The organism is Nonomuraea sp. MTCD27, from assembly GCF_041950495.1.
Taxonomy (GTDB): domain Bacteria; phylum Actinomycetota; class Actinomycetes; order Streptosporangiales; family Streptosporangiaceae; genus Nonomuraea.
This window is the reverse complement of sequence record NZ_JBGNUW010000030.1, coordinates 1-14,697: the sequence shown is the minus strand read 5'-3', so window position 1 is coordinate 14,697 and position 14,697 is coordinate 1. Positions and strand designations below refer to the sequence as shown.

Below are 14,697 nucleotides of genomic sequence, written 5' to 3'. Positions count from 1 at the left end.
CCCGAGTCACGCAAAGCCCGGGTCGCGGAGAACCCGAGGTGCAGAAGGCCCGAAGGGTGGTGCACAGGATGAGCCGGGACAACCGCGAGAGGAGCCGCTTGCTGGAGTCGCTCCGCCGCCGGGTCAACGACGCCGGCCGGGGCGACGTCACGCGCGTGCTGGAGCCGCGGGCGCTCGCCGAAGCCGAGCGCCTGCGGGCGCTCAGCGCCGCGGACGACCTGGACGCGGGCCACCTGCTCGGACTCTTCCACCTACGGCGCTACCAGATCTTGCCCGAGGGGCAGGACTCGGAGGAACTGCGGCTCGCGCTGGAGTGCCTTTACCCCGTCTACCTGGTCGATCCCGGCACCGTCCCCGCGTCACTGCATCCGTTGCTGGACCACGCCGCGACGGCGGCGGAGCTCACGCCACGGCTGCGACGGGTTCAGGAGCTGCTGGACGACTACGAGGACGGCCTCGATCCGGCGAGCATGGAGACGGCCATCGACCTGCTGCGCGCCGAGCTCGCGGACGGCGGCCACCCCGCCATCGACCTCAAGGCCACCCTTGCCGCCTCGCTCAACACACTGGGCAGGCGCCTCGGCGAGGTCGGTCGGCGTGCCGACGCCCTGCCGGTCGTCTTGGAGGCGGCGGCCCTATACCGAGGCCTGATCGAGGAGGGGCGCCTGGCTCACCGGGCGGACTTCGCCGCCACGCTGTGGAACCTCGCCCTTCAGCTGAAGACGGCGGGCCGGTGGGCCGAGTCCGCAGCGGCCATGCGGGAGTCGGTCGCGCTCTACCGGGCGCTGGCCGCCGAGGATCCCGGCACGTACCGGGCAATGCTGGCCGGCGCGCTGAGCAACCTGTCCGGCCACCTGGGGGACATCGGAGAGCCACAGGAGGCGGCTGCGGCGGCGGTCGAAGCCGTCGGCCTCGACCGCGCGCCCGGCGGGAGCCGGGCCGGCCTGGCCGTCTCCTTGATCAACTATGCCGTTAACCTCTCCTCGATCGGCGCTCCCGGCGAGGCGTTGTCGGCGGCTGCGGAAGCGGTGGACATCGGCAGGGAGCTGGTCGAGACGGACGCGCACGCGTACGGGCCTGACCTCGCGATGGCGCTGAACGCCATGGCCCAGGCGCTGTCGGACCTGGGCCGCGGGACGCAGGCGGTGCGCGCGGCGCGGGAGGCCGCGGCCATCCTCCGCCCGTACGGTGACGCCCAGGCCGAGCAGCTCACCACGGTGCTGAACGACCTGTCCAACTGGCTGAGCGACCTGGGAGCGCACGCGGAGGCTCTGCGGGCGGCCGATGAGGCCGTCGCCGTCGAACGGGCCCTGGCCGCCGACGATCCCGAGGGGAGAGCACCGGACCTGCTGAGCGCCCTGGTGACCCAGTGCGCCCGCTACACCGACACCGAACAACTGGAGGAGTCGCTGGCCGTGGCGCAGGAGGCGGTCGTACTCGGGCGCGGGTTCGAATCCCGCCACCCGGACTCGCTCCTGCCCGCACTGGGCCAGGCGCTGCACGGACTGGCGAACGCCCTTTACAGGCTGGGTGACTGGGATCGGGCGCTGGACGTCTGTCAGGAGACGGTCCTACGCTATCGGCGGCGCGCGGCCTCCGGCACCGAACAGGACCGGTTCCTGCTGGCCTGGTCGCTCCTCACCTTCACGCAGATCCTGTCTGATGCGGGGCGCCGGGAGGAGTCGGAGCGGGCGTGCGACGAGGCCGTGGCGCTGTTCGGGGAGCTGGCTTCCGCTCATCCGGCCGTTTACCAGCGCCATCTCGCCAAGGCCCACCTCCTCCTGGCCGCCCAGCGGTCGGCGGATCCCTTCGCCGAGCAGGAGGCGCTGGAGGCGGCGGAGGCGGCCGTCTCCGTGCGCCAGCTCCTCGCCGCGCGTCATCCCGAGGGCCTTCAGCCGCTGCTGGCCGAAGGCCTGCTGGTCCTGGCGAACCTGCGAAGGAGGTTCGGGTGTCCTGAGGACGCCGTGGCCGCCGCCCGGGAATCGATCGGCATCGCCCGCCGGGCTGCGGCCGAGGAACCGCGATTCCACCGCTCGCTCCTCGTCAAGGCGGCCGCCGCGCTCGCCCTGGCGCTGTCCAGAACGCGGGAGCATCAGGAGGCGGCGACCCTGGCCGCGGAGGCGCTGGAGCTGGCACGCGACGGGGGACTCGATCCCGGGTCCGCGCTGAACGCGCTGGCGGACGTCCTGATGGCCGCAGGCAGGCAGCAAGAGGCGCTGCCGCTGTTCCGGGAACTGGCCGAGCTGGCCGAGGCCGGCCCGGCGACGCGCATCGCGGCGCTGCGCGACTGGGCCGGACTGGTCGGGGAGCCCGCCGCCGCGCTGGCCGTCTATGAACGCGCTCTGGAGCTCCTGCCCCTGGCGGCGCCGGTGACCGCGCGCCGGCGTGACCGCGAGTTCGCCCTGAGCCGCGGGCCGGCCACGACGCTGGGGGCCGAGGCGGCCGCGGCGGCGATTTCGGCGGGCCGGCCGGAGCGCGCGCTGGAGATCCTCGAACGCAGCCGGGGCATCCTGCACGGCGACGCCCTGGATGTCCGCGGCGACCTCGCCCGCCTGCGCGCCGCCGACCCCGCCACGGCGCAACGCCTGACGCTGCTCCGCAACCGGCTCCACACCCTGGACCTTGACCGCCTGGAATCCTTCGCGGTCGTGCGGGCGGGCACCCCGGAGCTGGCGGGCGAAAAGGTCGCCCGGCTGCGCCGGGAGCTGGTCACCGAGCTCACGCTGCTGACCGAGAACGTCAGAGGCTGGCCCGGCTTCCAGGACTTCCTGCGCCCGCCCGGCTTCGCCGAGCTGGCGCGCCAGGGCGCTGAAGGCCCGGTCGTGATCATCAATGTGGCGCCCGCACGCAGCGACGCGCTTATCCTCACCATGGCCGGTCCCGAACCCGAGCTCCGCCAGGTGCCGCTCAACCTGACCACCGGCGAGCTGACCGGGCGTTTCCTCGCGTTCATGGAAGCCCTCGGGGACGCGCTCGACACCGAGAGCAGCACCGTGTGCGACCGGCTCCGCGCCGCCGACCGGCTGGCCGAGGTGCTGGCCTGGTTGTGGGACCGGGTGGCGGAACCGGTCCTGACCGATTTGAAGCCGGTCGCATCCGGCGCTTCGCGACCCCGGTTGTGGTGGTGTCCCACCGGGCTGCTGTCCTATCTGCCGCTGCACGCCGCGGGGCACCGGGACGGGGACGGCGTGCTGGACCAGGTCGTACCGTCGTACACGCCTACCGTCACCGCCTTGGCCCACGCCCGCGCGGCGGCCGGGGCGGACTCCTCGGCCCGCGGCGCCCTGCTGGCGACGATGCCGGAGACGCCGGGAGCGGCGCCGCTGCCCGGGACCGTCGCGGAGGCCGCCGCCATCGTCCGCCTGCTGCCGGGCACCCTGCACCTGAGCGGCGCGGAGGCGACCGGGGAGCGGGTCATCGCGGAACTGCCACACCGCCAGCTCGCGCACTTCGCCTGCCACGTGGCCTACGACCCGCGCGACCCCTCCGACAGTCTGCTCCTCCTCCATGACCACCTGGAGCACCCGCTGACCGTCGCCGCCGTCTCCGGGCTGCGCGTGACGGGCGCCCGGCTCGCCTACTTGTCCGCGTGCAACACCACCATGCCCGCCCTTCATTTGCCGGACGAGTCGATCCATGTGACCGGGGCCTTCCAACTCGCCGGGTATCCCCACGTCATCGGAACCCTGTGGGAGGTCGACGACCAGACCTCGAAGACCGTGGCCGAGCTCTTCTACGCCGAGCTCACCCGCGACGGCACCGCCCCGCCGGACGTGCGCCACAGCGCCCGGGCCCTCGCCACCGCGCTCAGGCGGGTCCGCGACGGCGCGCTGTCGGACGTCGCGGCGTGGGCGGCGTACCTGCATGCGGGGATCTAGTGTGATGCGCCGGAAATTTTGAGCTTTAGTACTGTGCTGGTCGGCCAGGGACTTGAGGATTTCGTCGGCGGTCTTGGTCCAGGTGAACGGCCGCGGGTCGTCGTTCCAGGTGTCGATCCATGCCTTGATGTCATTCTCGAGAGCCTTCACAGAAGTGGGGACGCCGCGGCGGATCAGCTTGTCGGTCAGCAGGCCGAACCATCGCTCGACCTGGTTGAGCCAGGAGGAGCCGGTCGGGGTGAAGCGGACGTGGAAGCGGGGGTGTTTGCCCAGCCACGCCGTGATCTCGGAAGTGTTATGGGTGGCGTAGTTGTCGCACACGAGGTGCACGTCGAGCCCGGCCGGCACCGCCTTGTCGATGGAGGTCAGGAACTTCTTGAACTCGATCGCCCGGTGGCGGCGGTGCAGTCGGCCGATCACGGTCCCTTCGGCGATGTTGAATACGGCGAACAGGCTGGTGATGCCATGCCGCAGATAGTCGTGGGTGCGCCGCTCGGGCATGCCGGGCATCATCGGCAGTACTGGCTGGGAGCGGGTCCAGTGCCTGGATAGCGGTCCAGTGCCTGGATCTGGCTCTTCTCGTCCACGCACAGCACCACCGCCTTCTCGGGTGGGTTGTGGTACAGCCCGACAACGTCGACGACCTTGTCCACGAACAGCGGATCAGTGGACAACTTGAACATGTCCTGCAGGTGCGCCTGCTCCAAGGCCGCGCACGCGGGCCGGTGTTCCTGGCCGACCGCCGCGCCCCGCCTCCGGACGGCGCGCGCCCGCGGCCGCCGAAATCTGCCCCATCATCGGCCGCGGCCGGCTGACCTACCCGCGGGCCGAGTACCTGTTCAAGCAGGTCACCATCGAGCTCGACCCGCACCGCGAAGGGTGGATATTTCACCAACTGCGCCACTCCGCCCTGCAGCATCTGGCCGAGGCCGGACGCACCGCGCCGGAGCTGCAGGCCAAGAGGCGCCACCAGAGCCTGTTCAGCCTCGGCCGCTACATCCGCCTCGGCGAGGAGACCTCCGCCCGCATCACCGCCGAACACGACCCAGCAGCACGCCGACGCACCCGCTGACGGTCTCTCGGCCCTAGGGAGTGTCTGACAAATGATCAACGTGCACGCTTGAATGGTCGATCGTGGTGCGACGTGGTGAGTTGACCGACAAGGCGTGGGCGCGGATCGAGCCGCTGTTGCCGGTGGCCGATGGCCGGGGCCGTCCTTGGCGTGATCTCCGGCAGGTGATCGACGGCATCCTGTGGCGGCTGCGAGCCGGGACGCCGTGGCGGGACATCCCCGAGCGGTACGGGCCCTGGCAGACCGGCTACGAGCGGTTCAAACGCTGGGACGATGACGGCACCTGGGCCCGGCTGCTGGAGGAGATGCAGATCAAGGACGGCTCCCTCGGCCAGGTCGAGTTCACCGTGAGCATCGACTCCACCATCGCCCGCGCCCACCAGCACCGGGGTTGAGGAACGGGCGGACAGCCGTTGGCGGTGAAAAGGATCTTGATTGCGGTGAGGTGAGGCTGCTCTTGGCAGCTCATCATGGGCAAGACGCAGCACACGAACCCGCGCACCGCCATGCGCTATGTCAAACCCGGCGCCGAAGCCATCGCCAAGGTCACCGAGGTGCTGGCGTCCCGCCGCCGTACCCACTGATCAGCGATATCTCAGGCAGGGCAGGACCCTACCCCTTTTCTCGTACTTGGTCTGGCCCCCCAGTAGGGCGGGTTGTGCGGGTGGTGGTCGCCGATGCCGTCCGGTGTTCGACGTGGACGCTGAAGCCCAAGGCTTGACGTCCATGCCCGATCATGGTCCATGATCGGGGCATGAACGCCTTAATCCGGGCGGCCCTGGTGGGGGCCGTGATCGGGATCGGGGAAGCCGCCCTGGCGCAAGTAGTGGATGACAACATCCTCGTGTTCCTGGCGATGCTGGCCATGCCCTTGCCCGCGGGTACGCTGCTGACCCTCTGGGGCAGGCTGCCCTTGTGGTGGCTGATCTCGATCCTGGGACCGGTCTTCGTCGTCATGGGCTTCATCGCGGCTCCGGTCCCGCCCGCCGGGATCGCGGAGATGGGCGGGTGGGGCAGCCTTCTGGCCTTCATGGGGATAGGAGCGGTCGGCTACCTGGTCGCCGGGGCCACGGCGCTGCCGCTGCGCATGGTGACGCGCCTGGCCACCATCGGGACGGTCCTCGTCCTCGGCATCGCCGCCGTCCTGGGAGAGAGACCCCTCTCGGCGCTGGTCGCCGCACAGACGATGGCGCGTGAACAAGTGCCCGTCATCGCCACCGACCAGCCGGAATACCGTCTCGACTCCGTCGACGAGGAGGAAGGGATCCTCTTCCTCCACTACGAGCGCCGGCGCGATGGTCTGGAGGTGGCCGTCACTGTCCAGGCACCTTATGGGCTGACGGCCGAGCAGGCTTGCGGCTCCGAGGTGCGGGGCGCGTGCGAGGAAGTAGCCCCGGGAATCTGGGGCGATCATGTGGACCTGGGCTCGACGCTGGTCACCGTGCGGGGGAACGCGCTCGCGGAGGTGACGGGCGAGCTGGCGACGAAGGACGACCTGCTCGCGGTGCTGCGGGACGTGCGCCCGATGGACGCGTGGGAGCTGGCCTGGCTGGCGCTGAAGGACAGCTCCTACGACCAGGGGATGATCGTCGCGGAGTGAGGCGTCCGGGGGCGTCCCGCGCGGCGGTGTCGTAGGACGGCAGGACGGCCCGGGCGGCGGATTCGACGACCGCCGTGCCGAGGTCGTCCCCGGCGAAGGCCCTGATCGAGTCGAAGGACTCCCAGAGCGTGATGACCTGCAGCTCGACGTGTTCGTCCGTGTCCCGCCGGAGCACGTACGCGCCCCGGTGCCAGCCGGTCCCGCGCAGCTCGGGCAGCACGGCCGCGCGATGGTCCTTCTCGGCTGACCTGTCGTTTACGAAGCTGTCACCAGGTACACGCGATTGCGTTATCCCTGCTCAAAGCAGCCTGAATCGGAAGAGGCCAACTGTTCGATCAATGCGCGGCTCGGTCGCGGCGGCGTCGGGCGGCGCGGATCTCGGTGTCGGCGACCTTGTCGTCCAGCAGCGCGTACAGCTGCGTCGTTTCGGTCGAGGCGTGCCCGAGCCGGCGGCGGACGGCCTCGATGGACACCCCGGCGTTGATGAGCTCGGTGGCGTGGGCGTGGCGCAGCTGGTGGATGTCGATCTCGACGCGGGCCTGGGCGCAGTAGCGCTGCCAGCGGTGGTGGGCGGCGTCGTAGGACAGCGGCTCGCCGCGGCCGTTGATGGAGGCGCGAAACAGCGGCCCGGCGGTGTAGCCGGCGCGGGCCAGGTAGAGCTTGAGCAGGGCGACGTAACTGCGGTCGTCGAGCAGGACGGTGCGCACGCTGCCGCCCTTGCCGTGGATGCGGACGTGTTCGTCGTCCAGGCGCAGATCGAGGTCTTCGACGTACAGGCCGCACACCTCCGAGGCGCGGGCGCCTCCCACGTAGGCGGTCTCGAACAGCACCCGGTCCCGTAGCCGGTCCAGTGGCGTCTCCTTGCGCGGCCGCCGTGAGCAGATCACCGCCAGCACCTTGGCCACGTCGGCCGCGCTGGCGGGACGGGGCAGGGTCTTCGGGACCTTGACGGTGTCGATGCGGTCCATCGGGTTGGCGTCGAGAAGGTCGTGCCGGACCGCCCACTTGGTGAAGGAGGCGACGGCGGCGCGCTTGCGCTTGCGGCTGGCCGGCGACAGCTCGGCGAGCTCGGCCAGAAACGCGCGGACCGGCGTCGCGGTCAGCTCGGCGAGTTCTTCGCCGTGGTGGGCGGCGAACGCGATCAGGTCGCCGCGGTAGGCGCGCCGGGTGTGCGCCGACTTCCCGGCGTTGGCCAGGTCAGTGAGGAAGTCGTCGAGGTGCCGGGCGAGCGGGTGGGAGCTGCCGAGCTGCTCGGCGATGACCGGATCCACCGTGCCGACCTCCACCATCCGCGAAGTTGCCAGATAACCGGCAAACGAAGCGTACGCGCCGGACGGCGGCGGCCCAGCTCGCGCTCTGCCGGTGATCGCTATCTTGCCAGATAACGAAGGTTATCCTGCAACCCTCAGAGCCCGTATCCGGACCGGAAGCCCGCCTACGTCGGACCGCCGAACGGCTGCCCGAGTCGGTCTTCGGTTTCGGACAGACGTGGGGCGGGCTGTCGAACTGATCGACCGGAAAAGTTTTTGCAACGAGGACGTCGGCCCGCGCGTCCCTGGAAGGTGGAGTTCGAGGAGTTCGTCCGCGCCAGGAGTCATGCTTTGCTGCGCTACGGGCTGGTGCTGACGGGCAGCGCTGACGACGCGGCCGACCTGGTCCAGGAGGCGCTGCTCAAGCTGAGCTCTGCGTGGCGGCGTGTCCGCAGCAAAGACGACCCCGAAGGGTACGTTCGGACGATCATGGCCCGGCAGCATGTGAGCTGGTGGCGCAGGCGACGGCTGGAGCATCTCACGGCGGAGGTTCCCTCCCCGGTCCACGAGGACGAACACGAACTCGGCGAGATCTGGCAGCGCCTGCGGGCCTTACCTGCCAGACAGCGTGCGGTGCTGGTCCTGCGCTACTACGAGGATCTCGCCGATGCGGAGATCGCGGCGAGGCTCGGCATCTCGCAGGCGACCGTCCGCAGCCAGGCATCGCGCGCGCTGGCCACACTCCGCGTCCGCGCGGACGCACTCACGGGGAGGTGGAGATGACAACCGAGGAACAGCTGGCCCAGGCGTTGCGCACCATCGCCGATCGAGCCGAGAACCAGGATGTGCTGCCCGGCGTGATGGCCAAAAGGCGACGCCGGAGGCGCAGGAAGACGAAGGGGGCACTCGTGGCGGTCTGCGCAGTGGCCCTTGGATGGGGCGCGATGGTCGCCTGGCCTGCACCGCGAGTCGTTGTGGACCCGGCTGAGCCAAGGCTGGCGCAGCCGGAGGGAAACGCGGTCGAGCGGGTGTGGCCGCACGCGGTGTTCACCATGCCCGCGCGCTCCCGGCCGCTGGCGGCGATCAGCGCCACCGAGGTGCTGGTCTGGGGCGAGCGAGGAACGCTCGAGGTCTACGACGCCGCCTCCAAGGGTTCACGAACCGTTGCGGCCCTCAGGCAGGCTCCGCAGTATCTGGCCGTAGACCGTGAGCGGGTGGTCTGGCTCGCCGACGGGCAGGCATGGGTCGCTCCCTTGCGGGCTGGTGGGCAGGCGAGGAAGATCGGGCCGATCCCGGGTGAGAACGTCGATCGCCTGGCGCTCGCCGGCCAGAACGTCGTCTGGTCGGCACTACTGGACGGCGTCTGGCGGATGAGGATCGACGGCGGAGTCCCCGAACGGGTGCCCGGGTCCAAGGGCCTGCAGCTCGTGGAGTGGCCGTGGGCGACAGACGAGCCTTTGGACTTGCGCACGAATCCCACCAAAGTCGTCAACCTGCAGACGGGAGACAGCATCAAGGTCCGCTCCGCAGCAGGCGTTGAGGGCCTGCGCTGCGGGCCGACCTGGTGTACCGGGACGCGCGGAGACGACACCGTCGTCCAGCGCAGCGACGGCAGCTGGAACGACGTCCATCAAGGACTGCGCGACTACCCGTATCGGGATCGGTTCTTCACCGGCTCCGGCGAAATCTACGACGCCCGCACGCGGACGACCGTGACCTTCAAGGGCGCCCAATTGCCGTCGGGTGGCCAGCAGTGGTCGTCAGGTAGCGGTGTCATCTTCTGGACGCAAGACGGCGGCGTCCGCGTGGTGAACCTGGCCGCCGTTGCTCAACCGTAGAACGCATCGACAACAAAAAGATCACCGACCGCCGACGTCACCAATGGCCACGTTCACGTCCCCTGGAGGCGAACGGTCCGCGCTTCAGACGCCGTCCTCATCCACGACAGTGGCATTGGCGGTGCTGGCATCGGGCAACGCCGCCATGCCGAGTGGCCGCAGGCCCTTGTCCGGGGCCGAGGAGGCGATCGCGTAGCGGCCCAGGCAGTTGAGGTGGGCGTGGCCCAGCGGGGATAGCCGCGCCACGTCCTCGTCCTTGACCGGCACGCTCTGGGCGCGCAGCTGGTCCACGATCGCCGACAGATAGCGTGAGTTCCACAACACGACGGCATTGACGACAAGTCCCAGAGCTGCGAGTTGATCCTCCTGTCCTTCCCGATAGGCCTGCCGGATCCGGCCGGAGTTGCCATGACAGATCTTGCGCGCCAGGCGGTGCCGGGACTCCTGGACCGACAGCTGCTTGCCCAAGCTGCGGCGGTAGCTGGAATCCATCGGGTCCAGCATGCTCAGCAGGTGCATCGTCTTGTCGATGCGGCCGTACTCGGCGAACGCCTGCCCCAGCGGTGTCGGAGAACCTTGGCGGGCGAACATGCGCAGCAGGTCGTAGGCGCGCACCTGGTTGGTCACCAGCGACCCGGCGACGCGGAGCATGTCCGGCCACTGGGTGATCACCTTCTTGGGGTTCAGCTTGTTCCGGGCGATCGCCTCCAACACCCCGTAGTCGCCGGTGCTGCCGTCGGGCAGGTCGGCCCGCCAGAACCGCTGGTCACCCAGGTCAGCGAAGCGGGGCGCGAACCGGTAGCCGAGCACGGAGAAGATCCCGAACACCATATCGCTGTCGCTGGCCTGATCCGTCGTGACCACCTCGGGTTTCGGCCCGGCGTCCAGGTTGATCAGGCAGTCCAGGATGTACAGGGAATCGCGAGGCGTGCCCGGCACCACCATCTGCCCGATCCCCGCCACCTGGTCATTGACTGCGTTAAGCCAGGTCAGACCTCTCTTGTAACCGTAGTACTTAGGCGAGGGACCGGCGTTGATCGTCTTGACCGGGACAACGAACCGCAGCCCGTCCACCGACGCCAACAAGCCGCCACCCCACGCCGCGACGATCGGCACCCGGCCCTGGTGCTCAACCAGAATCGCATTCGCCGCGGCGTGCGTCTCTCCGCGCACATAGTTCTGGTCCACGTGGGAGAGCCGGCCCCGGGTCAGCGCCTCATCCCCAGCCTTGATCACCGGTGTCAACCCGACGTTGCACGCCTCGCTGATCAGCAGCGCCACCAGCGATCTCGGCAGATCGTTCATGCGGGTGGAGATGTCGGCCAGATGCACGTAGGCGTCCAGGAACCCGGTCCAGGCGTGCACCTCCAGCAACAGCTCGGGCAGGTCAATGCGGGGCAGCATGGCCTGGCAGGCGGCCCGTAGCCACGCCAGCGACTCGCTCTCGCCCAGCGCGCCGAGCTTCTCCACCGATAGCCGGGCCCGCCCGCCGCCGGCCGGGGTCACCACCGAGACCAGAGCGTCCTCGCCCGCCTTCTCCAGCCGGGCCGCCATCTGCTTCCAGGCCGCGTCCAAGGCCAGCACCTTGTCGTTCAGATGCTTCTGGACCGGGTCGGTGAGCGACAGGGAGGCCAGCACATCCTCGGCGATCGCCTCCCACTGCGCCCCGGCCAGCAGATGCGCGCGCGGATCGGCCCAGCGCAGCGACGGCGAGGCGAACACGTCCCGGACCGTCAGGGCGCGCATCAGGTGCTCCAGCACGCACACCACGTACGCGTCACGATCCACCGCCCCCTGCGGCAGGTCCGAGTTGGCATACACCGCCCGCTTCCACGACGCGGTCACCAGCGCGGCGTCGATCTCCTTGGGCAGCAGCGGCTTCTTGCTCACCTGCCGCCGCGACAGCTCCGGCAGCCGGCGCACCGCGGCCAGCACCCGACGCCCGCCCGGCGCCGCCGACAACGCCTTGGACTCGCCCAGCAGCCGCAGGAACGGCCGCACGGTGTTGTACTTCTCCACCAGCGCGGCCCGCATCGCCGCCTCGGCCGCGCCGTCCTCCTCGGGGACCAGTTCCTCCACCACGTCCAGCGCAGCGCGGACCTGTTCCTTGCTGGTGCCGGCGATCTCGGCCACCGCAGTCCACATCGCCGCCACGTCGAGGTCGGCGCCCTCCTGATCGACCAGATCGAGTTGGTCGACCAGGACGCGGCCGGCCTTGGCCACCAGCTTGGAGGCCCGCTCCAGCCGGGGCAGCATCCGCAGGCGTTCGTCGGCGGACTTGCGGCGGGCCGGGCTGATCAACCGGGTGGCCATCAGTAGCGCGAACAGATCGAGGGCGTCGTCGATCGCGTCGGCCTCCAGGTTCCGGGTGACCGCCAGCAGCGTCGCCGTCCGGCGCGGCTCGATCAGCCGGTCCAGGGCCGGTGCCTTGCTGCCCGCTCCGTACTTGGCCAGGGTCTTCATCCGCCGCACCGGCACCTTCGACACAGCAACCCGGCCCAGCCCGAAGGCGGCCAGGTTGTCCACCCGCTGCAGCGCCCGCACCATCTCCGTCCCCGACGTCCGCTTGGGTGCCTGCCGCAGCTTCTCCAACTCCGAGACGCGCGAGCCCTCCGGCACCACCAGCAGGCTCGACAGCGCGGCCGGCAGCTCCGGATCGGCACGGCGCACCTGCTTGGCCACCACGGTGTACATGCGCACATCGGCCCGTTCCCGCACGCCGCCCACCAACCGCTCCAGCACGGTCACCCCCGGCAGCAGCACCCGATGCCGCCGCAGCCACGCCACCGACTGCTCGAACAACGCCACCGGCCCCTCGGCATGCGTCCACGCCCGGCCGTGCAGGAAAGTCCGGAACTGGCGCATCAGCTGCCGCCCGCCCCAGCTGCTGGTGTCATCGAAGGCGTGGTAGCCGTAGGCGTCCCGGATCATCCACGCGTGCTCATACGTCGTCTTAGGCCGCTCGGCATACTTCTTGACCTGCGACGCGTCACCGATCCCAAGGTGGTCGGCCAGGTAATCCACCACCGGCCACGGCACCGCGAGCGGATCCTCCAGGAACAACCCCTTGTACCGTACGGTCCCGATCTGGACGGCGACGCCCAGTCGGTGAGAATCGGCCCTCGACTGCGCGATCACATTCCGGTCGAAGCTGTCGAGGAAGAAGAACTTCTCCAGGTCCGACAGCGATGGCACCTCGACGAACGAGGCGTAGGCAACCCGGTGCTCGGCAGACAGAAATTCCGCAGGCATAGCCCGCACGGTAGAGCCATATCGGTCGCGATCAACTCATAGCGATTAACGCGTTACAAGTGAGGATCTTTCAGTCCTAAGCGTGTCTTGATCCTTCTCAGCGCCAACGGCTGTCCGCCGGTTCCTCGACCCCGGGTTCCAGCGGCGGCCTTTGGGTGCCGCTCGCCGCCCGGGTGCGGGCGATCACGCGCTGATCGGTCTTGCTCGCGGCGCTGTCGGCCGGTCCATCCGCAGCCCGGGTGAGCAGGTCATCCAGTGTGCGGGCGATCTCGGTTTCACTCGCGTCAGGCCCGGCGACCTGGCGGGCGTGACGCCAGGTGAAGTCCGCAAACGGTGCCGAGACCATCGGCAGGTGTGTCCAGACCGCTCGAAGCCAGCCGCCCGCGTGGTGATCACGCACCCAGATCTGGGTGGCGTCGTAGGGGTCGTAGCGCACTTCCCAAAGCCCTTTGTGCGCCTGGATGCCCGAGTGCTGGCGACGGTGGGGATTGAGCTCGCGGCTGTCGTAGGTGCGTCCCTGCAGCCGGATCCCGTAGTCGTTGATCGTCCGCCCCTCGGCGGGGAGCAACTCCAGGTAGTCCTCCCCGCTCAGCACTACCGGGACGTATCCGGCGGCGCTGACCAGCACGGCATACATCTCGTTGGGAGACAACGGCTGGTTGGTATCCGGGCTGCGTATCCCGTCATGTAGGCGCGTCTGCCAGCCCGCGATAATCCATTCGTCCAGCAGGTCCTGAAGCTGGGCCATCGACCAGCGGGCCTCGATGGCGGCATCCTTGCCCCGATGCGTGGCGTTGCTGCCGACGTAGCCGGCGACATGCTGGCAGAACAGCGTGTTGATCGCGTCGAAGGTGGCCTCGATGACACCCTTGTCGGAGCCGGAATACGGGTGGGCGGGCTGCAGCGAGATGCCCAACGACTCGCAAGCCCGCTCGAAGGTCTGGGACACATAGACGCGCCCGCGGTCGCACACGATCGTCTCGGGGACGATCACCGGCTTGGCCGCCGCGTTCTCCAGCCGAGCGTCGATGTCAGCGAGCCGCCGGTGCGGCAGTCGAGCGGCCGACATGCGCAGCACCTCGGCCCAGCCAGGCCGCATTGGCTCGGGCACCAGCATCCGGGCCAGCACCAGCGCCGCGTCCACCGCCTTGGTTCCCTCCGGCCGCAGCACTGCGGCGCAGATCGTGCGGGTGGCGATGTCGATGGCGGCGGTCAGCTCCACCCGGCGCGCCTGTCCGTCATCGAATAACGCCAACACGTCCAGCACCGTGGTGTCGATCTGGACCTGCTGACCGGGGCGGGCGGCCAACGTCACCGTAAACGGACGCTCGGGCCGATTGGCCAGCGAACGCCTGGTCGTGGCAGTGCCGAAGGTATGACGCCCGTTGGAGATCGCCCCCACCAGCCGGTTGAACGTCGCCTTCGACGGCAGTGCCACGTCATCGCCGTGCCGCTCTCGCACGAGCTTTTCCACCTGGCGCCGCAACCGCTCCCGCGTGCCCGTCGAGCGATCGGTCTCCGCCGCGACAGCATCGGCGATGGCCTTCACCAAACGCGGATCGGCCTTGCCGAACGGCGTGACGGGCTTGATCAGTCGGCCATCGACCAGACCGCGCAAACCGTCAACACGGTAGCGGGCACGCATCCGCTGGACGGTGATCGCACTCGTCGGCTTCCCCGCCGCCGTCAACTCGGCGGCCTTGGCCGCATCTCGTTCCCGCAGCGTGTTCAGGGCAGGGTCATACTGCGGTCGGGGAGCGGCTCCCGGGCGCCGCTCCGGGAGCCGCTCCGGGAGCGGCTCCCGGAG

At 69.7% G+C, this 14,697-nt stretch carries 7 protein-coding genes and 2 pseudogenes; 5 read left to right on the top strand and 4 right to left on the bottom strand.

Going from position 1 to position 14,697, the window contains the following annotated elements; all coding sequences use genetic code 11:
- The first annotated feature begins 98 nt into the window (after positions 1-98).
- Entirely contained in the window at positions 99-3,878 is a 3,780-nt protein-coding gene (locus ACBJ59_RS54010; RefSeq protein ID WP_375117789.1) for a CHAT domain-containing protein, read from the top strand.
- 45 nt (positions 3,879-3,923) lie between these two features.
- Here ACBJ59_RS54010 and ACBJ59_RS54005 read toward each other — a convergent pair.
- Positions 3,924-4,579 (bottom strand): annotated as a pseudogene (locus ACBJ59_RS54005) (IS630 family transposase); the annotation flags it as partial.
- Positions 4,580-5,009: 430 nt separating this feature from the next.
- On the opposite strand from ACBJ59_RS54005, the pseudogene ACBJ59_RS54000 reads away from it, so the two are divergent.
- Positions 5,010-5,336, top strand: a pseudogene (locus ACBJ59_RS54000) (IS5 family transposase); the annotation flags it as partial.
- A gap of 368 nt (positions 5,337-5,704) precedes the next feature.
- Entirely contained in the window at positions 5,705-6,550 is an 846-nt protein-coding gene (locus ACBJ59_RS53995; protein WP_375117788.1) for a hypothetical protein, read from the top strand.
- A 335-nt stretch (positions 6,551-6,885) separates the two neighbouring features.
- On the opposite strand, the gene ACBJ59_RS53990 is transcribed toward ACBJ59_RS53995, so the two are convergent.
- A complete protein-coding gene (locus tag ACBJ59_RS53990; RefSeq protein ID WP_375117787.1) occupies positions 6,886-7,839 on the bottom strand; it encodes a tyrosine-type recombinase/integrase in 954 nt (317 codons plus the stop codon).
- Positions 7,840-8,076: 237 nt separating this feature from the next.
- Here ACBJ59_RS53990 and ACBJ59_RS53985 point away from each other — a divergent pair, with 237 nt between their 5' ends.
- Together ACBJ59_RS53985 and ACBJ59_RS53980 are read left to right on the top strand one after the other, a co-directional pair.
- Positions 8,077-8,583: a SigE family RNA polymerase sigma factor gene (locus ACBJ59_RS53985; protein WP_375117786.1), complete on the top strand. Its 507-nt coding sequence runs from the start codon at positions 8,077-8,079 to the stop codon at positions 8,581-8,583.
- Positions 8,580-9,638, top strand: coding sequence for a hypothetical protein (locus ACBJ59_RS53980; RefSeq protein WP_375117785.1), 1,059 nt, complete (start codon positions 8,580-8,582; stop codon positions 9,636-9,638). Before ACBJ59_RS53985 ends, ACBJ59_RS53980 begins: the two co-directional genes overlap by 4 nt.
- Positions 9,639-9,722: 84 nt before the next feature.
- On the opposite strand, the gene ACBJ59_RS53975 is transcribed toward ACBJ59_RS53980, so the two are convergent.
- The gene (locus ACBJ59_RS53975) at positions 9,723-12,890 is read right to left on the bottom strand and encodes a Tn3 family transposase (RefSeq protein ID WP_375117784.1); all 3,168 of its coding nucleotides are present in this window, start codon (positions 12,888-12,890) and stop codon (positions 9,723-9,725) included.
- 97 nt (positions 12,891-12,987) lie between these two features.
- Positions 12,988-14,697, bottom strand: a 1,710-nt coding sequence (locus ACBJ59_RS53970; RefSeq protein ID WP_375117783.1) for a Mu transposase C-terminal domain-containing protein, incomplete at its 5' end; no start/stop codon positions are given.